A 19,399-nucleotide genomic window follows, 5' to 3' on the forward strand; every position below is an offset into this window, starting at 1 on the left:
GACAGGTGTCTGTCTCTGTGGAGCAACCGGGCCGAGCCCCCGTGCTGACGGCGCGGTGGCAAAGCCGGACGTTCCTGCACTGGCCCTGCCATCTCGAGGAAGTCCAGACGCTGCTGCCGGACGGGCTGCGGGTGGACGTCTTCGGCGGCGCGGCTTGGGTCGGTGTCACGCCGTTTCGCGTGGCGTCGGTGAAGGCTCTGGGCATGGTGCCCGTACCGGGCCCCGACTTCCCCGAGACCGATGTCCGCATCTACGTGCGCCTCCCGAACGGCGATGAACGCCCACTGCGCGCGGGTGATCGGCACTATCCGGCGCGAAGCCCTCGACCACGTCCTCCTCATGAACGAGGCCCACGCCCGGCGCGTCCTGGCCACCTACCAGCGTCACTGTGAGGTTCCCGACTTGTATTTGTCAGAGGGGGTTAAGTCCCTTCTCTCTCGGTTCGTTATCGCTCGTTCGTGGTAGCGATCGCCGTCCAGGCCGATTGCTCGCCATGTGCATGCTGGGATCGGGGTATGGAGCGAAGACCGTGTCCGAGCGACTTGTCGGACAGGCAGTGGGCGTTGATCGAGCCGATGATCACAGCCTGGAAACAGGACGGGTGACGCGGTCGGCGGTCGGGGACCCCGGGTCCTGTGCTCTCCGGGAGGTCGTGAAAGCGATCTTCTACCAGAACCGGACGGGCTGTCAGTGGCGCTACCGGCCCCACGATTTCCCGGCCTGGTCGGCGGTGTTCTACTACTTCACCCTGTGGCGCGAGGACGGCCTCGACCAGCGGATCCAGGAGATTCTGCGCTGCCAGGTGCGGGAGCGGGCCAGACGATGAGAGGACCCGTCCCTGGTGATCATCGACACCCAGTCCGTCCGCGTGGCGGCCGGGGTGTCGAAGGAGACCACGGGACTGGACGCGAGCAAGAAGACGCCCGGCCGCAAGCGGGGGCTCGCCGTGGACGGCATGGGCCTGATCACCGGCGTGGTGGTCCTGGCCGCGAGCGCGCACGACAACGAGGCCGGCATCGCCCTGCTGGGCCAGGCGGCCGAACGATGCGGGACGCGCCGGGAGAAAGCCCTGGTCGACCAGGGCTTCAAGGACGCCGTGATCATCCACGGGGCGGTGAAGGACATCACCGTCGAGGTGGTCCGGCGCAACCCCGACGACGAAGGCAAGGGCTTCGTCCCGCAGCCGAAGCGGTGGGTGGCCGAGCAGGTCAACGGCCCCCTCATGCTGCAGCGCCGCCTCGCCCGCGACTGTGACCACCGGCCCGACAACGCGGCCTCCCGGGTCTACTGGGCCTCCACCGCCGGCATGCTCCGCCGCCTCACCACCCCCACCCCCGCCTGGCGCGACGAGGTGAAGCCGGCCGGGTGAACGTCAGCGAACTCCTGCGGCTGCTGCCGACCGAACACGATGAGACCACCGCACGAGCCGACAACCTGCGCGAGCAGATCGGTCAGCTCACCGCCGCCCTCGCCGTGGCCGAGGCCCGCCTGGCCGAGCTCGCCGCCACCCGCAAGGTCATCGACGGCCTCGCCCCGCCTGACCAGGAAACGGCCTCCGCGGAGACCGCCCCCCGTCTACCAGCGCATCGTGACTGCCTTCAACGAGCGCCCCGGGAGGGTCTTCCGCATCCGCGATCTGCACGAACACCTCGGCCTGCCCACCGACGAGCCCTCGATCAACGTCACCCGCTCCCGCCTGGGACGACTCGTCCGCCAGGGATTCCTCGAGCAGCCCGGACGTGGCCGCTACCAGAAACGGACTTGACGCCCTCTCATAGCGTCATGGCCGTCTCACTGGACTTGAAATCTTCCGCCCGCGTCCGCCGCTGACGAGGAGCGGCCTGACCTTCGTCATCGGACAGGTCGGTCGCCAGCATCATGACACCGGCCCGCCGAGGCCCGACGAGGGGATACCCGGGGCCGGCCACGAGACCGGTCCCCTCGTCCGGGTGTCTGTTGCCCCGCAGTGTCGGGACCGCCGGTCAGCCCTCCCGTGCGGCTCACCGCTCGGGGGAGGGATGGCGGAGTCTGCCGATGACGGCTCCGGCCCCCAGCCGTGATCGGCTGGGGGCCTTTGTGCCGGCGGGCGCGGACGGTTTCGAACCGCCGACATCTGCCGTGTAGCTCACCAGTGGCCAAGAGCAGACCAGGTACATGGAGCGAGCCGGAGTGAACGCGGTGCGAACATTCCTGGAGCCACTCACGTCCCTGAGGGAATCACGTTCGTCTCAGCGCAGGTGGGACGCTGTCCGTTCACGGTTCCGGCGTGGCTTCGGGCGTTGGCGCGTCGCGCTCCACCCACGTGCCGCAGCCAGTGATCACCGAGCCCGTGCGATCACAGGTGATGGTGTGCACGGTCCCGGATGTGGTGATCACGTCGATGACAATGTCACTGCCCTGACCGGTGGGGCCGACGTCAATGGATACCCCGCAGGCCCCGTCGGGTACGTCTCCTCCCTCATCGGAAAGGTCATCCCAGTCGATGGATCCGAGAGAGCTGAGCTCGTCACCGACATAGGCGACTCCACCACTTGTCGCCGCGTAGAACGCTCCGCCGCCGGCTGCTTCCTGGCGGACGGTGTCGATTTCGAAGCAACCGTCACCGGGGCCCGGCCTGTCCTTGTCCTTTTCCTTTTCCTTGCCGGGCTCAGGGTCCGCCGTGCGGAGGGGATCCGACTCGGTGGACACAAAGGTCGCGGCAGGTTCGGCGCTCAGGCCCTGAGCTGCTGCTGGTACGGCACCCAGCGTTCCCAACAGCGCCATTGCGGCCAGCGAGGTGCCCGCGACTATTCCGCGCCGCGAACGGCGAAGAGGCGATATGGGTCTGTCTTGAGCATGCATGTAACGACTCCCTGGTCGATCGGGTCCGGATTTTTCCGGGGTACCGTTCCATTCTTTGCGGCCGACTGATCCCTACCACTTCTATTGAGCTGGCCGAATGACTTCCGTTGAATTTCGCGTGGTCAAGGACGGGAACAGCCAGGCCGTTCTCCGGATGGCACAGGGTGTTGACCTCGATCTTTGTGCGATCTTCACCCTGCCCCGGAAGGTTGTGGGCGGGTCGACGGCCAAGGAGAAGCTCGTCTTCCTCGCACCGAGCGGCAGCCACGTCTGGCGCACGCCCCTGAACGAGGAGACATAGAAACCCGCCCTCGCAGCAGCCGGAGTGACGGCCCAAGGGCAGCGAAAAGCCGAGTGGCTGTTTTCGGGGCGCGGATTCACTGTCATGAGGGTGAGAGGTTGGGGTGGTGGCGCTGTTAATGGGTGCTCTCGCATGACGGGTGATGCTGTCTCAGTTTCGTGAGTTCTTGTCCACTGGTCGGTGGGTGAATCGCCCCGGGTTCGGTAGAGACCTCAGATTGTGGTTGTGACCTGGAGTTTCGTGGATTCCCTGGAGTGGTTGGCCTCGTACTCGACGGGTGGGACGTGGCCTCTCTCACCGTGGAGTCGGCGGTGGCAGTACCAGTCGATCCACTCGGCGGTGGCCAGCTCGACCCGGGAGAGCGTCCTCCAGGGCCGCTGCGGCTTGAGCAATTCGGTCTTGAACAGGCCGATCGTGGACTCCATCAGGGCGTTGCCGTACGCGTCGCCGACCGAGCCGATCGAGGCCGCGATGCCGGCCGTGTCCAGGTGTTCGGCCAGCCGGAAACTGGTGTACTGGCTGCCCGCGTCGCTGTGGTGTATCGACTCGCCGCGAACATAGCGATATTCATCGCGGTCGCGCAGCCACAGCGCCCTCGCCAGGGCGTCCAGGACGAGCCGGGTCTCCTTCGACGTCGCGCCGGACCAGCCGACGATCCGCCGGGAGAAGGTGTCCACGACGAACGCGACGCAGACCACCCCGGCCCGGGTGGCCACGTGCGTGAAGTCCGCGGCCCAGCAGCGATTCGGCGCGCCGGCGACGCAGTCGCGGGCCACCCGGTCCGGTGCCCGCTCGGCCTGCTGGTCCGGAATCGTGGTGATGACCCTCTTGCCGCGGACGGCGCCGGCGATGCCCAGCTCGCGCATCAGCCGTTCGACGGTGCAGCGGGCCACCGTGTGACCCTGCCGGTTCAGCTCCCGCCAGATCTTCCGGGCCCCGCAGCCCGATGGAGAGTTGACGGACGTCTCCACCGCGGGGGGCACGCCTCAATCGGGCTTGCGCAGCACGCTCCTATCAGGCCACTCCGAGGCGGAGACCAGGGCCGGCGGGACGGCACATCGCCGACAAGCCACCGTTGCCGGGGCAGCAAAGAAACGAGCCAGCCCCGCCGGTACCTGCCACTGTGTCACCACCCGTAGGCCCGTGTCCCTGACTCTGTCATTGACGCGGAGAAACTCGCCGCGGCCTTGAGGATCTCGTTGGCCCGCTTCAGTTGGGCGTTCTCCTTCTGGAGCGCCTTGGGCTGGGCGGGCTCCTGCGGCGTCGTCCCCGGGCGCGTGCCCGCGTCGCTCTCGTGCTGCTTCAGCCGGTTCCGCAGCGTCTCGCGGCGATGCCGAGCTTGTCGGTGACCGCCTGCAGGGCGGCCGTCTCGTTCGGGTGGTCGTCGCGCACCTCGGCGGCCATGCGCACCGCGCGGCGGCGCAGCTCAAGCGGGTAACGGGAGGGTCGTGCCATGACTCGATCCCTTCAGGAAATCGAGTCTCCATCCGAGCCGGGGCGGTTCAGGCGGCGGTCATCGGGTGGTGGCGGGGGCGGAAGTGGGGTGAGATGCCGCTGAAGGCGGCCAGGAACCGCTGCGCTGCGCCGGCGGAGCGGAAGCCCTTCCTCGCGCGTTCGTGCCGCCGGGTGGACTGGTGGGAGTTCTCGGTCCGGTTGTTCAGGCCCTTGGGGGAGCGGTGCTCCACCGACGGCATCGCCTCGCGGTGGGCGGCGCCGTAGGAGCGGAGCCTGTCGGTGACGATCACCCGGGGCACCGACTGGGTGGCCTTCATCAGCTTCCTGAAGAACCGCTTGGCCGCAGCCTTGTCACGACGGTTCTGCACGAGTATGTCCAGCACGTTCCCGTGCTGGTCCACCGCCCGCCACAGGTACTGCCGCTGTCCGTCGAGCGTGAGGAAAACCTCGTCAGGTGCCACGTGTCACCCGACCGCGGCCGGCGTCGGCGCAGCTCATTCGCATAGATCTGGTCGAACTTTGCGCACCAACGCCGGCTCGTCTCGTGGGAGACGAGCACACCACGCTCGAGCATCAGCTCCTCCGCCTCACGGAATGACAACGGGAAGCGGAAGTACCGCCCCACGCAGTGGGAGATCACCTCCACCGGGTACCGGTGCCCCTCGTACGACGGCGGCGTACTGCCCGCGGACGACCCCCTCCACCATGATCAACTCGAAGATCATCCCACCCGGTCAGCCAACGTGACAGTGAGCCTCTTCCGGCATGACGGTGACGGGCCGCGCCGTGCAGCTCGCCGCCGAGCAGGCCCGCGAGCGGGTACGGGAGTTCGCCGCCGGGCAGCTGGGCTGAAAAGCCTGCCGACCTTGAACTGGTCGATTGGAGCGTGCGCCAGGGGAGACGTTTCACCCGCTGACCCCTATGATCGCCAGAGTGTTCAGCGGCGACGGCTTCTTCAAGGCGCTCAACTCCCACGAGGCGCCGCTGGAGGCGCCCTGCGTGTTCTGGGAGATCGGCTGGGCGGAAGGCGAGGTCGCCCCGGACACCGGCGTGGTGACCGTGATCAGGCTGGTCGTCAGCGGCGACATGGGGCGCGCCGCCAACCGGCTGGTCGCGCGCGGACAGGAGGAGGGCGCTGCCGTGAGGGGGTACGGCCAGGCTCTGTTCGAGGAGACGCGGTTCGAGAACGGCGTGCTGATCAATGGCGAGGCGCTGGACTACCGGGTGCCGATGGCCGAGGACCTGCCCGCTTCCTTCGTCTCCGTCTCCCAGGAACAGGACCCCGGACCGGGCCCGTTCGGCTCCAAGGGCGCAGGAGAGGGCACCCTGGTGCCGGTCGCCGCCGCCATCGCGAACGCCGTACACGATGCCACCGGCGCCCGGATCACCACTCCCGCTGTTCCCGACGCGGGGCTTCCGCGCCTTGCGGGAGCTCCCCGGCCGGTCGGTCTGACCCCCTCCGTCCGGGAGGACGCGCGCTGATCACCGCCCGCGGACCGGGTCCGAATCCTGGGCTGCGGGTGACTCCGGCCTGCCCTGAAACGGCTCTGCGCAAGACTCGGGGCGACGATGCGAAAGTGTGGCACTTCCCGCCATATGTTTAAGCACTAAATTATTGACCTCTTAGGTAACACCACCTAGGGTCGCGGCAACTCTGCTGACTCCCGCTCTGCGCGCGGAAGGATTCCCATGTCGACCATGGCCACAGAAAAAAGCCTGGGCTTGGGCTCCATTGCCGCGAGACTCGAACGGCTGCCGCACTCGCGGTGGCACGTCAAGGTCCGCTTCCTGATCGGCGCCGTCACCTTCTTCGAGGCGTTCGACCTACTGCTCGCCGCCTCCGCACTGCCCGTCCTGACCGAGCAGTGGAACCTCTCCACCGGTCAGGCGACCTTCGCCGTCACCGCCGCCTCGGTCGGCATGCTGTTCGGCGCGTTCGGCGCCGGCTGGCTCGGCGACAAGATCGGCCGGGTGCGCACCGTCGCCCTCGGCGTGCTGATCACCGGCCTCGCCAGCATCGCGGTGGCCTGCTCCGCCAACATCGAGATGTTCGCCGGCTTCCGCTTCGTCCAGGGCATCGGCATCGGCGGCGTGGTGCCCATCGCCGCCACCTACATCAACGAGATCGCCCGCTCCGACAACCGCGGCAAGCTGGTGCTGCTCTACGAGTTGATCTTTCCCGCCGGTCTCTCGGCGGCCTCCCTGACCGCCGTCTGGGTCGTCCCCAACCTCGGCTGGCAGGCGATGTTCCTGATCGGCGGCCTGCCGGTGCTGCTGGCGCTGTTTTTGGTCCGCAAGGTGCCCGAGTCGCCGCGCTGGCTGGCTTCCCAGGGACGCCTGGAGGAAGCTGAGGAGGTCATCACCAAGATCGAGGCCGAGGTCCAGGCCTCGGTCAAGGAGCCGCTGCCCAAGCCCTCCCTGGACATACCGACCGAGGAGTCCCGCGGCCGCCTGCGCGAGATCTTCCAGGGCCGCTACCTGCGCCGCACCGTCATCCTGTCGACCATGTGGTTCGTGGCCTACTACGTGAACCACGGCATCATCACCTGGCTGCCGTCGCTCTACACCAAGCAGTTCGGGCTGGACCTCGCCACCGCGCTGATCTACTCCCTGATCAGCAACGCCACCGGTCTGCTGGGCACGCTGATCGCCGCGCTGGTGGTCGACCGCATCGGCCGCAAGCCGCTGCTGCTCACCGCGCTGATCGGCACCACGGCCGCGCTGGCCGCGCTCGCTGTGGCCGGCGCCACCTCCGGCGGTCAGGTCGCGCTCTTCGCCTCCTGCACCACCTTCTTCATCTTCGTCATCAACGCCTCGCTCTACCTCTACTCGCCGGAGCTGTACCCGACGCGCAACCGCGCCAAGGGCGCCGCGTTCGGCGGTGTGTGGAACCGCCTCGGCGTGATCCTTGGCCCGATCACGGTCGGCGCGATCATCGCCTCCGGAGCGAGCCTCAACGTCATCTTCATCCAGTTGGCGGTCGTCGCCGCTGTGGGCGCGATCGTCGCCTGCTTCGCAGTGGAGACCAAGGGCAGGACGCTCGAGGAGCTCAACGCCTGACGGCTGCCGCGCACCCCGCAGTCCGCCGCTCTCCCCGACGGCAGGAGGGCCGGAGGTCCCCGATTTCCGGAGTCGTCCGGCCCTTCTCACATCCGGGCGCCCACCCGAAGCCATTAAGGGAATAGTTTCTCATCCATAAGGAATTACCGGGAGGAGACCGCTGTGGCCGGCAGGGTTCAGAGCATCACGGACGCCGACGCGGTGTCGCGCATCATCGAAGAGTGGCACCGACAGCGGCCGGATCTCGACCCGTCCCCCATCGAAGTGCTGGGACGCCTACACCGGTCCTTCCTGCTGTACCAGTTGCGGATGAGCAAACCGGTGGCCGCGGCGGGGCTGTCGCTGGCCGGGTTCGATGTGCTGGCTGCGCTGCGGCGGTCCGGGGAACCGTACCGTCTGACGGCGGGTGAGCTGGCGGAGACAAGCCTGATCTCGTCCGCCGGCGTGACGCTGCGACTGGACCGGCTGGAGGGCGACGGGCTGATCGTCCGGGAACGGGACGTGAAAGACCGCCGGGTGGTGCACTGCCGGCTCACCCCGGCGGGGCTCAAGCTGATCGACACCCTGTTCGCGGAGCACCTGGAGAACGAGCGGTCCATGCTGGCGGGGCTGAAGCCGAAGGAGCGGGTGCAACTGGCCGCACTGCTGCAGAAGCTGGAGCGCAGCTTGGGATCGACGGCGGACTCCACGGCGCGGTCGGCCCGGGACGGCCTCGCCCCATAGGCCCCGGCGTGCCCTGTCGGACGCGGACCGTGATCGCGACGGACCGTCCGGCGGACACCGGCCGACCGTCCTCCCGGACCGGCAGAAGCGGCCTCCACCGGTCCACGCGGGCCGGTGTCCTGCGAGCGGGACCGGCTGAAGGCTGAGTTGAAGCGGGGGCCGCTGGCTCACGGTTTCACCGATGACCAGCGGTGGACGCTGGGCCGGATCAAGACCCTGATCGGCAGGCTGTTCCGCAAGGGCTGCACGGTTCAGGGGGTGGCCAAGCTTCTGAGAAGGCGTCGTCACATTGGTGGGGTATTGAGCGATTGAGGGCGCGTCAGGGCGTGGAGGGGGCGGGCGGGGGCCTGGGTCACACTGCGGTGGGCACGGCGGCAGCGCCGGTGATCCGGTCCCGGATGGCGAAGCGGATGGTCATCTCGGTGCGGTGGTCGGGGGCGGTCATCAGGTGGCGGCGTGGCCGGAAGTGGGGTGAGATGCCGCTGCAGGCGGACAGGAGTCTTTGTGCGGGGCCGACGGAGCGGAAGCCCTTCCTGGCGCGTTCGCGCTGCCGCGTGGGCTGGTGGGAGTTCCCGGCCCGGTGGTTCAGGCCTTTGGGGCAGCGGTGCTCGACCGAGGGCATTACCTCGCGGTGGGCCGCCCCGGAGGAACGGAGCCTGTCCGTGACGATCAGCCTCGGCACGGCTCCGATTCCTTTGAGGAGCCGACGGAAGAAGCGCCTGGCTGCGGCCCTGTCGCGCCGGTTCTGGACGAGGATTGTCCAGCACGTTGCCGTCCTGGCCGGCCGCGTGCCGGAGGTACTTCTGCTCGCCGATGAGCGTGAGGAAGACCTCGTCGAGGCGCCACGTGCCGCCGGGACGAGGACGTCGGCGGCGCAGCGCGTTGGCGTAGGCCTGCCCGAACTTCGCACACCAGCGGCGGAAGGTCTCGTGGGAGGCGGGCACATCGCGCCCGGGCATCAGCTCCTCGACCTCGCGGAAGCCGAGCGGAAAGCGGACATACCGCCACGCACGGTGCGCGATGATCCCACCGGGTACCGGTGCCCCTGGTACGACGGCGGCGCGGACGACACGAGCGGACTCCTCCCCGGCACGACCAACTCCAAGATCATCCCAGGCCGGTCAGCCAACGTGACAATGCCCCATACAGATCACCCGCCTCGACATCCGTCGCCACGACCGCCTCGGCGGATTGATCCACGGGTACCGACACACAGCCTGACCAGTACGGACGGGATACTCGGCACCTATAGGGTGACGCAGAGACCAGGACCATCACGTCCCTGGCCGAGGTGCTGGCTTCGCAAAGACCGGGAGAGAGGGTCCGGGTGACGTACATGCGCGAGGGGGAGGACGGAGCGGCGCCGGTCACGCTGGGTGAAGCGTGAGTTGGCGGAGTGCATTCGCGGTCACGGCGTGACCGGCGAACACTCATTTCGTGCCCCGCCTGCAGGAGGCGGTGACGTGTGCGGGTGACAAACGGCGCCAGTCCGGACGCGACAGGGCACCACACCAGCGACCGTCGTCTCCGAACGGTGACGGCCGGTTGGGTTGGTGGCCTGTCGGGGGGCGTCCGAAACGGTGTACTTCGTCAGTGGCAACCAAGGACTTCACCAATGGCCCAATCCGGCTACTCGTACCCCCTGGACCAGAGGACCTCGTCGACATCGAGGACCGGTGGGTGCATCCGCTCCTGAGGGCTCCGACCCCGGTCTCCGACCATTCAGGCGAGCGGCGTGTGCGTCTGGCCAGGTTGTCGAAGCCGACCCATCACGTCTCTTGCCTGCTGTGCGGCGAGGCGCACAGCCTGCACGGCGCCTTCCGGGGCGACGGTGGAGACGGGGAGGCGGGCGAATTGGCGGCCTGGAAACACATTGACAACAGCCACCGGGCCGGCCGCGCGTACGGCTACGAAGTCGACGCCTCGGGCATGCCGCCATGTGCCCATGCAGAAGCGTCCCGGACTCCAATGCCCCCGCTCGGTGGTGCCCCGCAGGCTGCGCCACCAATCCGGTTCGACCCTCGCCCCCAGGGGCCGTGCTCATCCCCAAGTCCGGCGCCCTCGGCCAGCACCACCAGATCACCGTCGCCGGGTGTCTCCGCGACCGTGTGTCCGACATGGATCAGCAGGCCCGACACGGCGCGGCCTGGACGATCGCCCGCATGCTGTCCCCGGAGACGTCCTTGCCCTGCCCGTCGGCCGCACGCTGTTCGACGGCCAGCGCGGTGAAACCGTGGGAAACACTCCAGCTCACCAGCACCCCGGCGTCGACCGCGCTTACCCGGGGCCCGGACGTCCTGTCGTCCTCGTCGCTGACCAGACAGAAACCCGCCTGGCTCAGGGCGTGCCGCACTTGCTCAACGAGATCGGAATCGGGTGGCACGATCCCATCGCAACCCTGGCCAGTAATGATCGCACCTCGAACAGCTGCCGATCGCCGGCGGAGACCACCTCGCCCGCCTGCGGCTGCCCGGCACCAGTTGACCACCAGCGGGTACGCGGCGTTCCCGGAGGCTTCGCAAGTCGGCTCACTGCGTTGGGGAGGGGCTTTCGTCGTAGACAGGGACCTGCGACTGGATGTTGAAGGTGATCGATCCCGCGTTCTTGAAGCGCATGGTGAACTTCATGAAGTCGCCGCCCCTGATCAGTTCGCACACGTTCCGCAGCATCAGGTGGGCCTTGCCTGGCTCCAACTCCACGAGCTGGTTCGCCGGCAGATCCACCCCGTCGGGAAGCGGCTTGCCGTCGGAGTCGACGATGTCCGCCGAGGCCGCATTCGGCGTGCTCGCGCCCACGAGCTTGTCGGCCTCGCTGCCCTTGTTGTAAAGCCACACGTACGCGGGGACGTCATCTCCCGGCTGCCACGGCCCGCCTCGCGGTTCAGCCACATGCGCGTACCGGATCATGATGTCGCCGACGCGGGCGTTCTGACCCGGCGCGTCCCACTCCGGCAGGGAGGAGCCGTCATCCCGCCGCATCCGCTTGCGGTCACAGCCAGGGCCACGACGGCCGACGCGAGGGTGCACCGGCCACGGAGCACGAAGAGGGCTGCCATGGTCGCTCCTCTCACCAGCCCACCGGTTCCACCTTGAGTACTCCCGCGTTCTACGGCAAGCGGGGCGGGGCTTTCGTACGCAGCTCCAACGGCGTCCGTTTGCAAGACGCACGGTGACCCTGGTGGCGACTGGTCCGGCCACCCCGCCCGGATCGTCAGCGCAGGCAGCCGGGAAGCGGCGCGACCTCCCCAGGCGCTACGCGGCTTCCCAGCCAGCACGCCCCGACTAATGTGTGGACGCACATGAAGTGAACCGTACGCGGGCGACGTTGGCGTTATTCGTGGCCGATGTGCTCGCCTTGATACCGCGCGAGGACCAGCGGGCCATGGGCGACTGCTATCTGCGGGGACTGATGATGGACGGTCGCCGCAAGTCCATCCAGGCCATGGTCTCGCGGCTGCCGGACGGCAATGAACAGAACCTGCAGCAGTTCGTGAACCAGTCCATCTGGGATCCGGTGCCGGTGCGCCGGCGGATCGCTGAGCGGCTGGTGCCGCTGATCGGCCCGGACGCCTGGGCGGTCGAGACGTGTCGTTTCCCAAGGACGGCCGGATGTCGGTCGGTGTCGCCGACCAGTATTGCGCTGGGCAAGCAGGCGAACTGCCAGGTCGCGGTCAGCGTGCTCGCTCCTCGAAGGAGGGGAGGGCGTCAACCGCGAGCTGGGCACAGAGGGCGTCCGCGGGCGCTATCACCGCGGCCATGGACGCGGGCCGGAGCGCTGAACGACGGGTCGGGATTGAAGTGGGGCTCCGGCGGTTGGGGGACCGGAAAGGGCCTGGGTGAGGGGCCCGGTGGGGGTTCGGGCACGGGACGCGGCGTGGGCGGGCCGGGAGCCGGATCGGGGCGGCCCGGTGGGCCCGGTTGCGGCCGAGGAGGAACGGGGAGTGGCGGCTCGACCACCATTGCCTCCTCAAGGCTCGAAGCGGAAGGGACTCGCCGCTGAACACAGACCACGATCTGTGCACGCGGCAGGCCGTCAGAGAGCTCCGACGACCCTGTGCGGCTTAATCCTCACGACCACACGGTCGGCGTCGTTGACCGACGCCGGATTGAACTCCGCGTACCTCTTGCCGGTGTATTTAACCGACAGCTCATCAATCAGTTCGCGGGCGCCATCGGTGGTCACCTCTGCGGTGCCGCGGATCTCGGCGTACGTGTACGGCGAGTCGGCGGGCTGCACGAGCACGCTGACCCGGGGGTCACGGGTGAGGTTCTTGTACTTCTGACGGTCCATGGTCGTAGAGAACAGCACATCGTCGCCGTCCCGCTTCACCCACACCGGGGACACCTGCGGTCTGCCGTCAGGCTGAATGGTGGCAACAATGATGAAGACGGGAGAGTCGAGGAGCGCCTTGAGGTTGTCGGACAGTTCGGCGGACATGGTGGCCTCTCTGCTGATGTCTGGGGACGCCTGTACGGCTGGGGCCAGCCGTACGCCTACCCGATACTGCGCCAACGCACCGATCAACACGGGTATCCACCCACTGTGCGCGTCGTCCCAGGGGCCGGATCGGCAGTGGGCCGGGCGACTGCTGCTGCGCCGCGGTGCGAAGGCACGGTGGGGTGGTTCACCGTGGCCGGATGATGCGGCGCGGCGTTGTCAGGTTGAGTGGTGGCCTCCTCGGGCGACATGATCATCCGTCTGGCCGAATCGCTGGAGGGGCTGTCCGTGGTGACGCCGTCGTGCCGGGGTCTCCGCTTCCCGCCGAGGTCATCTCCCCTGCGTGTGGCTGTGCCACCGCTTCCACCCGAGCCTGCGCGACATCGAGGAGCCGATGCCCGGGCGCGTCTACCGGGCGACCGAGGCCGGGAATAAGGCCCTGGCCGAGGACCGTCAGGCGCTCAAGGAGTTGGCCCGCGAGGTCCTGGGCGACGAGGCGCCGTAGCGTCCTGGCCAGTCAACGGCGCGCGGGGTCAGGAGTCGCGCGGGCCCACCAGGCCGGATTCGTAGGCGAAGACCACCAGTTGGGCCCGGTCGCGGGCGTGGAGCTTGGCCATGGCCCGGTTGATGTGGGTCTTGGCGGTCAACGGGCTGATGACCAGGCGGTCGGCGATCTCGTCGTTGGACAGGCCCTGTGCGGCCAGGGCGACCACCTCGCGTTCGCGGCTGGTCAGTTCCTCCAGCCCGCGGCCGGCGCGGTGGGGGGCGGCTGGGTGACGTACCGGTCGATGAGCCTGCGGGTGATGGCGGGCGCGAGCAGGGCGTCGCCGCGGGCGGCGACGCGTACGGCGTGCAGGAAGTCCTCCGGGACGATGTCCTTGACGAGGAACCCGGCGGCGCCGGCGCGCAGCGCGTCGAGGACGTACTCGTCCATGCCGTAGTTGGTCAGCATGACGACGTGCACGCCGGCCAGGGCCGGGTCCGCGGCGATGCGCCGGGTCGCTTCGATGCCGTCCATGACGGGCATCTGGATGTCGATCAGCGCGACGTCGGGCAGGTGCTCCTTGGCGAGCGCCAAGCCCTCTTCGCCGTCGGCGGCCTCGGCCACCACCTCGATGTCGTCTTCGAGGTCGAGCAGCGCGCGGAAGCCGCTGCGGATGAGCGGCTGGTCGTCGACCAGCAGGACACGGATCACGACGCTCCGTTCGTGGGGAGTTCCGCCTGGACGGTGAAGCCGCCCTCGCCGCGCGGTTCCGCCCGCAGCCGGCCGCCCAGGGCCGTGACGCGTTCGCGCATGCCGAGCAGCCCGAGGCCGGGCGTCGGCGCGGGGGGCAAGGTGGCCTTTCCGTTGTCGTCGACACGGATAGCGAGGGCGTCCGGCCGGTAGTCGATCAGCACTGAGGCAGTGGTGGCGGCGGCGTGCCGGGCGACGTTGGTGAGCGACTCCTGAACGATCCGGTAAGCGGTACGGCCTACCGCGGCCGGCACGGCGTGCGGATGTCCTTCGATCGTCAGCGTCGTCTCCAAACCGGTCGTTCGGAACCGTTTCACCAGGTTGGGGACATGGTCGAGTCCGTGCGGCGGGGTGGTGTCGTCGTCGCGCAGCGCCTCAAGGGTCGCGCGCAGCTCCCGGCTCGCCTCCCGGCCGGCTTCCTGGATCGCCAGCAGGGCCTCCGGCACCTGCTCGCCGCGGCGCCGGGCCACGTGGACGGCGACCTCGGCCTGCACCTTGATGACCGAGATCTGGTGGGTGAGCGAGTCGTGCAGCTCCCGCGCGATGCGCAGCCGCTCCTCGTCGGCCCGGCGTCGCGCGGTCTCCTCGCGGGTGCGCTCGGCTTCGTCCGCCCGCCGTTCGGCCTGCCGCACCGCCTCCCCGGCGGCGAAGGCGGCGATCAGCCAGGCGATCTCAAGGGTGTTCCGGGCCTGCGTCACGACCTCGCGCGCGGGCCCGTCCTGGGAAACCAGGGCGGTGAGGGAGAGCACGGCCAGCAGGCCCAAGGACGTAACCAGTGTGACGGCGCGGTGCCCGGCGCGTACCGCGCCGTAGACCGCGACCAGGTAGGAGACGGCGAGCACCTTGAACCCGGTCGCCTGGTAGCCCACCGCGCACAGCCCGGTGACTGCCAGGACCACGAGCGGTGCCCGGCGGCGCGCGGCCAGCGCCAGCCCGCCGGCCGCCAGCAGCGCGGAGCCGAGCAGCTCGCGGCTCCCGGCCGGGTGTGGCCCGAACAGCCCGGTGCCCAGCAGCAACGCCGCCACGCCCGCGGCGATCGCCCAGTCGGTGACCCCGGCCGGGACAGCGAACCGCCCTTTGTCCATGGGTGCACCGTAGCCGGATGCGGTTGCGGGCGAGTCCGGCTCATGGACGAGCGGTCGACTACCGCGTGTGCGGTATCCGCGCGCCGCCTGCCGCGTCCGCAGTATCCGGATGCCGCAGCGGCGGCAGCGGGAAGTGCCTGCGCCTGCTGGACGACCGGCAGGGGGTCCGGCGCGCATGCTCAAGGCACATCGGACCTCGCAATCAGCGACGGAGAAGGAGGAGAGCGGTATGGGTGCTTCAGCAGCGCTGATGGTGGCCGCCGAGGGCGGGATCATCGGCGACGGGCGGACCGGGGCCAACCTGGCCCTCGGGGTAGAGCTGCTCGGCCTGGCTATCGGCTGGCTGGCCCTGGCCCGCGCCGGCGGCCGGATCAGCACCGGCAACGCGCGGGCCGGCGGGATGGCGGCCATCGCGGTGGGGCTGGCCGGCACGGTCCTCGCGGTGCTGCACCTGGCCACCTCCAGCGGCGGTCCCGGCACTGGCAACGGGCTCGTCGGCGCCATCGCGGCCATCCCGCTGGGGCTGGGCGCCGTACTCCTCGGCCGCCGAGCGCTGACCCGCTTCCGCCGCGCCGACCGGCCGGCCGATCGAATGACCCTCTGACCGCCACCGGGTCACGGCGTGCGTGCGACCACCGCGCGCCGGGCCCCGTAGGCGGCAGCACCGACGACCAGCACCGCAGCCCCGGCGACCACCGAGGACAGGGGCAGGGCGAAAGCCAGGAGCAGGCAGCCGGCCAGCCCGGCCACAGGGATGATCCGCGTGGGACGGCCCTCCTGCGGCCGCAAAGTCCAGGCGGCGGCGTTGGCGACGGCGTAGTACGCCAGCACACCGAACGAGGAGAACTCGATCGCCCCGCGCAGATCTCAGGTCGCCGCCAGCACCGCCACCACCGCGCCGACCGCCAACTCGGCGCGGTGCGGCACCTTGAACCTCGGGTGGACGGCGGCCAGGGCGTGTGGCAGGTGCCCATCGCGGGCCATAGCGAGCGCGGTACGGGAGACGCCGAGGATCAGCGCCAGCAGCGAGCCGAGCGCGGCCACCGCCGCGCCGACGCGCACGACCGGCACCAGCCAGTCGGCACCCGCGACCCGGACCGCTTCCGACAGCGGCGCGGCGGCATTGGCCAGGCCGCCGGGCCCCCGAGCACCATCAGCACGGCGACAGCGACGGCGGCGTAGACGACAAGCGTGATGCCGAGCGCGAGCGGGTTCCCGGACCTCCTCGCCGAGAGTGGCGATCCGCGCGTACCCGGCGAACGCGAAGAAGAGCAGGCCCGCCGCTTGCAGCACACCGCCCACGGTGGCGTCCGAATCGACGTCCAGCCGGGCCATGTCCGCCGCGTTGGAGGTCAGGGCGGCGAGCTGCACGGCGCGGCCCGTCACCGTCATGCCGGAAGAGGCTCACTGTCACGTTGGCTGACCGGGTGGGATGATCTTCTGGTCGGTCATGCCGGGGAGGGATCATCCATGGACAGCGCGTCGCCGTCGTACCAGGGGCACCGGTACCCGGTGGAGATCATCTCCCACTGCGTGGGGCGGTACTTCCGCTTCCCGCTCGGCTTCCGCGAGGTCGAGGTGCTCATGCCCGGGCGCGGCGTGCTCGTGTCTTACGAGAGCGCCCGGCGCTGGTGCACCACGTTCGGGCAGGCCTGCGTCGACGGCCTGCGCCGCCGACCCGGGCCGGGGGACGAGTGGCACCTGGACGAGGTCTTCAGCGAGATCAACGGCGAGCGGCACTACCTGGGGCGGGCGGTGGACCAGCACGGGAACGTGCTGGACATCCTGCTCCGGTCGAGGCGCGGCGCCAAGGCCGCCAAGCGGTTCATGGCCAAGCTGATGAAGGAGCACCGGGTGCCCCGGGCGCTGGTCACCGACAGGCTCCGCTCCCACGGCGTGGCCCGCCGGGAGCTGATGCGCTCGGTCGAGCACCGCTCGCACCAGGGCCTGAACCACCGGGCGGAGAACTGCCACCAGCCCACCCGGCGGCACGAACGCGCGAGGAAGGGCTTCCGCTCCGCCGGCGCAGCGCAGCGGTTCCCGGCCGCCTGCAGCGGCATCCCACCCCACTTCCGCCCCCACCACCTGATGGCCGCCGCCGTCCCCCGCGCCGAGACGACCCTCCGCTTCGCGATCTGGGACCGGATCACCGGTGCCGCCGCCATGCCCACCGCGGCCTGACCCGAAATCGCCACCCGGCCCCACCACGCGGTGACACACCATCAGCCGATCACACCCCCCACCAACGTGACAACGCCCGCCCAAGCCCTCGACCACGCACTTCGGTAAACCCGCTGATTCGCCATAAGGAGCAATAGATGTTCACTGGCTGCGCACCCCCGGCCTTTGCAGGCATCGACCCGAACCACATCCGCGTGAACACAGCCGAGCACGGCGCCGCACCCGCCAATGCTGCTGCCAAGGTACTGAACGCCTGGCTCGACGGCGCCGAAAGCGTGATATGACCCCGGATACGGTCGGTTTCCTCGTCGCTCTCGCGCCCATCGCCGTCGTCCTGGCCCTGCTCGCGTTCCGTTTGTCCTCGCTGTGGGCCGGCGTCGTGGGTCTGGTCGTCGCGCTGGTCGGTGCCGCTGTTTCCTTTCCGCTCGAAGGACCACAGGCCGGGGCCGCTGCCTCGGGGATGGCCCCGACCGTCGTGGAAATCGCGGTCCTCCTGCTCGGCGGGGTCGGGCTGGCCGAAGCGATGACCCGCGGTGGTGCGCAGGACCGGATCGCCGCCTGGCTGGAGGGCACCGAGACCGGTGCCGACCGCACCGTGACGCTGCTGTTGCTCGTCTACGGGATGACGCCGTTCATGGAATCGGTCACCGGCTTCGGCCTGGGCGTGGTCATCACCGCCCCGCTGCTGATCCGCCTTGGCCTGACCCCAGTCAAGGCCGTCGTCTCCGGGCTGCTCGGCCTGGTGCTGGTTCCGTGGGGCTCCCTCGGACCCGGCACCCTCATCGCCGCGCAACTCGGCGGGCAGGACTTCGCCCAGCTCGGGGTGTGGTCGGCGCTGCTCAGCCTGCCGGTGCTCGTGGTCGGCATGGTCGCGGTGCTGGGCCTCAATTTCGGCTGGCCCACCCCGCGTCAGCTCGCCCTGGCCGTCGCGGTCGTCCTTGCCGAATGGGGCGCCCTGCTCGTGGCAAACCTCACGGTCGGGACGCCACTGGCCGGCGTGCTCGCCGCAACCGTCGTCATCGTCGGTCTCCTCGTCGTCACCCGTGTCGGCAACGGCCCGCTGCCGCACATGTCCCGGCCACTTCTCATAGCCGTCGTGCCGTACCTCGTCATCGTCGGCGGCATCCTTGCCACGAGGGGCCTGCTAGCTGCTACGGGCACCCACCACGCGATCGAATGGACCGCAAGCCCTGCGCTCTGGCTGGTCATCGCCGCCGCTGTCGCCGTCGCGACCGCCGGCCTGCCCGCCGCCGATCAGTGGCGCCTGGTGCGGCACGGGCTGAGGCGATGGGTGCCGATCGCCGGGAACGCGCTCGTGTTCATCGCCCTCGGGATCGTCATGGCCGCGACCGGCATGGCCGAGCATCTTGCCACCACTGCAGAGCACTCCGGCTACGGCTTCGTCGCCGCGATCCCCGCCATGGGCGCTCTCGGCGGCTACCTCACCGGCTCGAACACGGGCGCCGCCGCGATGTTCTCCCCCGCCACCACGACCGCCGCCACCGGCCTCGGCGCGAATCCGCTGATCGCACTCGCCGGGCAGAACGTCGCCGGGTCCTTCGCCATCATCGCTTCACCACCGCGGATCGCCCTTGCTGCCGGCGTCGCCCTCGCTCCCGGCGAACGCCTCCCACGAGCCATGAGCGCCATACTGCTCGGCGCCGTCGCCGCGACAGCACTCATCCTTGGCGTCATCGTCCTGAGCCTTGCCTGAACTTTGGAAGGAACCCCATCGAATGCCATACCCTCCCTCCCCGGCCGTCGATGACTTCGTGAAAAACATCGCCCTTGGGTGGCCCTCATCCGGGGCCGGGGGGACCGGCACCGATGACAGCGGAAGCACCCGAAATGCCGCGCTGGTTGAAGGGGGCCTGGCGTCGTGGAGTATGAGTTGCTGTCGGGGTACCGGTGTATGGGCACGGCGTAGCGGCGTCCAGGTCACCTGTGCCAGATGGGCCAGCAGGGTCGATGATCCGGCCCGACCGGTTGGCTTGCCACTCGTGCCTGGCAGCTTCTGCGGCCCCCGTAAGCACGACAGCCACACTCACTCCACGCCGGGTTCGGCGAGGGCAGCCCGCTGCG

Annotated in this window: 20 protein-coding genes and 5 pseudogenes; 14 read left to right on the forward strand and 11 right to left on the reverse strand. The window is 69.4% G+C overall.

Annotated elements, in window-relative coordinates:
- Window positions 1–41 precede the first annotated feature (41 nt).
- From WJ438_RS39480 to WJ438_RS39490, 3 genes and pseudogenes are all read left to right on the forward strand, one after another.
- Complete coding sequence (locus WJ438_RS39480; protein ID WP_406729391.1) at window positions 42–392, forward strand: DUF2071 domain-containing protein; 351 nt, start codon at window positions 42–44, stop codon at window positions 390–392.
- A gap of 123 nt (window positions 393–515) precedes the next feature.
- Window positions 516–1,369 (forward strand): annotated as a pseudogene (locus tag WJ438_RS39485) (IS5 family transposase).
- A 219-nt stretch (window positions 1,370–1,588) separates the two neighbouring features.
- A complete protein-coding gene (locus WJ438_RS39490) occupies window positions 1,589–1,765 on the forward strand; it encodes a hypothetical protein (RefSeq protein WP_406729392.1) in 177 nt (58 codons plus the stop codon).
- 488 nt (window positions 1,766–2,253) lie between these two features.
- Here the strand turns inward: WJ438_RS39490 and WJ438_RS39495 are convergent, their stop codons facing one another.
- Window positions 2,254–2,763 (reverse strand): hypothetical protein, encoded by a 510-nt coding sequence (locus WJ438_RS39495; RefSeq protein ID WP_406729393.1) that lies wholly within the window; start codon window positions 2,761–2,763, stop codon window positions 2,254–2,256.
- Between the two features lie 232 nt (window positions 2,764–2,995).
- Between WJ438_RS39495 and WJ438_RS39500 the strand changes: the two genes are divergently transcribed.
- Window positions 2,996–3,142, forward strand: a complete 147-nt coding sequence (locus WJ438_RS39500) for a hypothetical protein (RefSeq protein ID WP_406729394.1) — start codon at window positions 2,996–2,998, stop codon at window positions 3,140–3,142.
- 212 nt (window positions 3,143–3,354) lie between these two features.
- Here WJ438_RS39500 and WJ438_RS39505 read toward each other — a convergent pair whose 3' ends face one another.
- The 3 genes and pseudogenes from WJ438_RS39505 to WJ438_RS39515 all read right to left on the reverse strand — a co-directional run.
- Window positions 3,355–4,125 carry an IS3 family transposase gene (locus WJ438_RS39505; protein WP_406729395.1) on the reverse strand — a complete coding sequence of 257 codons (771 nt, stop codon included), beginning with the start codon at window positions 4,123–4,125 and terminating at the stop codon, window positions 3,355–3,357.
- A gap of 319 nt (window positions 4,126–4,444) precedes the next feature.
- Complete coding sequence (locus WJ438_RS39510) at window positions 4,445–4,597, reverse strand: hypothetical protein (protein WP_406729396.1); 153 nt, start codon at window positions 4,595–4,597, stop codon at window positions 4,445–4,447.
- Window positions 4,598–4,650: 53 nt separating this feature from the next.
- Window positions 4,651–5,243 (reverse strand): annotated as a pseudogene (locus WJ438_RS39515) (IS6 family transposase); the annotation flags it as partial.
- 275 nt (window positions 5,244–5,518) lie between these two features.
- Here WJ438_RS39515 and WJ438_RS39520 point away from each other — a divergent pair.
- The 4 genes from WJ438_RS39520 (at window position 5,519) to WJ438_RS39535 (ending at window position 8,692) form a co-directional block, all read left to right on the forward strand.
- Window positions 5,519–6,079: a molybdopterin cofactor-binding domain-containing protein gene (locus WJ438_RS39520; RefSeq protein ID WP_406729397.1), complete on the forward strand. Its 561-nt coding sequence runs from the start codon at window positions 5,519–5,521 to the stop codon at window positions 6,077–6,079.
- Between the two features lie 207 nt (window positions 6,080–6,286).
- Window positions 6,287–7,657 carry an MFS transporter gene (locus tag WJ438_RS39525; RefSeq protein ID WP_406729398.1) on the forward strand — a complete coding sequence of 457 codons (1,371 nt, stop codon included), beginning with the start codon at window positions 6,287–6,289 and terminating at the stop codon, window positions 7,655–7,657.
- 162 nt (window positions 7,658–7,819) lie between these two features.
- Window positions 7,820–8,380: a MarR family winged helix-turn-helix transcriptional regulator gene (locus tag WJ438_RS39530; protein WP_406729399.1), complete on the forward strand. Its 561-nt coding sequence runs from the start codon at window positions 7,820–7,822 to the stop codon at window positions 8,378–8,380.
- A 114-nt stretch (window positions 8,381–8,494) separates the two neighbouring features.
- Window positions 8,495–8,692: a winged helix-turn-helix domain-containing protein gene (locus WJ438_RS39535; protein WP_406729400.1), complete on the forward strand. Its 198-nt coding sequence runs from the start codon at window positions 8,495–8,497 to the stop codon at window positions 8,690–8,692.
- A 40-nt stretch (window positions 8,693–8,732) separates the two neighbouring features.
- On the opposite strand, the pseudogene WJ438_RS39540 reads toward WJ438_RS39535, so the two are convergent.
- From WJ438_RS39540 to WJ438_RS39550, 3 genes and pseudogenes are all read right to left on the reverse strand, one after another.
- Window positions 8,733–9,491, reverse strand: a pseudogene (locus WJ438_RS39540) (IS6 family transposase).
- 1,011 nt (window positions 9,492–10,502) lie between these two features.
- Complete coding sequence (locus WJ438_RS39545) at window positions 10,503–10,733, reverse strand: hypothetical protein (RefSeq protein ID WP_406729401.1); 231 nt, start codon at window positions 10,731–10,733, stop codon at window positions 10,503–10,505.
- 175 nt (window positions 10,734–10,908) lie between these two features.
- Complete coding sequence (locus WJ438_RS39550; RefSeq protein WP_406729402.1) at window positions 10,909–11,358, reverse strand: copper chaperone PCu(A)C; 450 nt, start codon at window positions 11,356–11,358, stop codon at window positions 10,909–10,911.
- Between the two features lie 367 nt (window positions 11,359–11,725).
- Between WJ438_RS39550 and WJ438_RS39555 the strand changes: the two genes are divergently transcribed.
- Window positions 11,726–12,379 carry a transposase gene (locus tag WJ438_RS39555; RefSeq protein WP_406729953.1) on the forward strand — a complete coding sequence of 218 codons (654 nt, stop codon included), beginning with the start codon at window positions 11,726–11,728 and terminating at the stop codon, window positions 12,377–12,379.
- A 33-nt stretch (window positions 12,380–12,412) separates the two neighbouring features.
- On the opposite strand, the gene WJ438_RS39560 is transcribed toward WJ438_RS39555, so the two are convergent.
- Entirely contained in the window at window positions 12,413–12,817 is a 405-nt protein-coding gene (locus WJ438_RS39560; RefSeq protein ID WP_406729403.1) for a PPOX class F420-dependent oxidoreductase, read from the reverse strand.
- A gap of 343 nt (window positions 12,818–13,160) precedes the next feature.
- On the opposite strand from WJ438_RS39560, the gene WJ438_RS39565 reads away from it, so the two are divergent.
- Window positions 13,161–13,322, forward strand: a complete 162-nt coding sequence (locus WJ438_RS39565; protein ID WP_406729404.1) for a hypothetical protein — start codon at window positions 13,161–13,163, stop codon at window positions 13,320–13,322.
- A 28-nt stretch (window positions 13,323–13,350) separates the two neighbouring features.
- Here WJ438_RS39565 and WJ438_RS39570 read toward each other — a convergent pair.
- Window positions 13,351–14,012 (reverse strand): annotated as a pseudogene (locus tag WJ438_RS39570) (response regulator).
- The gene (locus WJ438_RS39575) at window positions 14,009–15,136 is read right to left on the reverse strand and encodes a sensor histidine kinase (RefSeq protein WP_406729405.1); all 1,128 of its coding nucleotides are present in this window, start codon (window positions 15,134–15,136) and stop codon (window positions 14,009–14,011) included. Before WJ438_RS39575 ends, WJ438_RS39570 begins: the two are co-directional and overlap by 4 nt.
- A gap of 229 nt (window positions 15,137–15,365) precedes the next feature.
- On the opposite strand from WJ438_RS39575, the gene WJ438_RS39580 reads away from it, so the two are divergent.
- Window positions 15,366–15,740, forward strand: a complete 375-nt coding sequence (locus WJ438_RS39580; RefSeq protein WP_406729406.1) for a DUF6223 family protein — start codon at window positions 15,366–15,368, stop codon at window positions 15,738–15,740.
- Between the two features lie 11 nt (window positions 15,741–15,751).
- On the opposite strand, the pseudogene WJ438_RS39585 reads toward WJ438_RS39580, so the two are convergent.
- A pseudogene (locus WJ438_RS39585) lies at window positions 15,752–16,510 on the reverse strand (amino acid permease); the annotation flags it as partial.
- Window positions 16,511–16,606: 96 nt separating this feature from the next.
- Between WJ438_RS39585 and WJ438_RS39590 the strand changes: the two are divergent.
- The 3 genes from WJ438_RS39590 (at window position 16,607) to WJ438_RS39600 (ending at window position 19,031) form a co-directional block, all read left to right on the forward strand.
- Entirely contained in the window at window positions 16,607–17,317 is a 711-nt protein-coding gene (locus WJ438_RS39590) for an IS6 family transposase (RefSeq protein ID WP_406729407.1), read from the forward strand.
- 137 nt (window positions 17,318–17,454) lie between these two features.
- A complete protein-coding gene (locus tag WJ438_RS39595; protein WP_406729408.1) occupies window positions 17,455–17,601 on the forward strand; it encodes a hypothetical protein in 147 nt (48 codons plus the stop codon).
- Complete coding sequence (locus WJ438_RS39600; protein WP_406729409.1) at window positions 17,598–19,031, forward strand: L-lactate permease; 1,434 nt, start codon at window positions 17,598–17,600, stop codon at window positions 19,029–19,031. Before WJ438_RS39595 ends, WJ438_RS39600 begins: the two co-directional genes overlap by 4 nt.
- Window positions 19,032–19,399 lie beyond the last annotated feature (368 nt).

This window comes from Streptomyces sp. GD-15H (genome assembly GCF_045291515.1).
Taxonomy (GTDB): Bacteria; Actinomycetota; Actinomycetes; order Streptomycetales; family Streptomycetaceae; genus Streptomyces.

What these genes read in the sequence shown, in the direction of transcription:
- WJ438_RS39560 (WP_406729403.1), bottom strand. Translation starts at nt 12,817, where the DNA reads ATGTCCGCCGAACTGTCCGACAACCTCAAGGCGCTCCTCGACTCTCCC.
- WJ438_RS39590 (WP_406729407.1), top strand. Translation starts at nt 16,607, where the DNA reads ATGGACAGCGCGTCGCCGTCGTACCAGGGGCACCGGTACCCGGTGGAG.
- WJ438_RS39580 (WP_406729406.1), top strand. Translation starts at nt 15,366, where the DNA reads ATGGGTGCTTCAGCAGCGCTGATGGTGGCCGCCGAGGGCGGGATCATC.
- WJ438_RS39495 (WP_406729393.1), bottom strand. Translation starts at nt 2,763, where the DNA reads ATGGCGCTGTTGGGAACGCTGGGTGCCGTACCAGCAGCAGCTCAGGGC.
- WJ438_RS39600 (WP_406729409.1), top strand. Translation starts at nt 17,598, where the DNA reads ATGACCCCGGATACGGTCGGTTTCCTCGTCGCTCTCGCGCCCATCGCC.
- WJ438_RS39575 (WP_406729405.1), bottom strand. Translation starts at nt 15,136, where the DNA reads ATGGACAAAGGGCGGTTCGCTGTCCCGGCCGGGGTCACCGACTGGGCG.
- WJ438_RS39525 (WP_406729398.1), top strand. Translation starts at nt 6,287, where the DNA reads ATGTCGACCATGGCCACAGAAAAAAGCCTGGGCTTGGGCTCCATTGCC.
- WJ438_RS39500 (WP_406729394.1), top strand. Translation starts at nt 2,996, where the DNA reads ATGGCACAGGGTGTTGACCTCGATCTTTGTGCGATCTTCACCCTGCCC.
- WJ438_RS39520 (WP_406729397.1), top strand. Translation starts at nt 5,519, where the DNA reads ATGATCGCCAGAGTGTTCAGCGGCGACGGCTTCTTCAAGGCGCTCAAC.
- WJ438_RS39510 (WP_406729396.1), bottom strand. Translation starts at nt 4,597, where the DNA reads ATGGCACGACCCTCCCGTTACCCGCTTGAGCTGCGCCGCCGCGCGGTG.
- WJ438_RS39595 (WP_406729408.1), top strand. Translation starts at nt 17,455, where the DNA reads ATGTTCACTGGCTGCGCACCCCCGGCCTTTGCAGGCATCGACCCGAAC.
- WJ438_RS39550 (WP_406729402.1), bottom strand. Translation starts at nt 11,358, where the DNA reads ATGCGGCGGGATGACGGCTCCTCCCTGCCGGAGTGGGACGCGCCGGGT.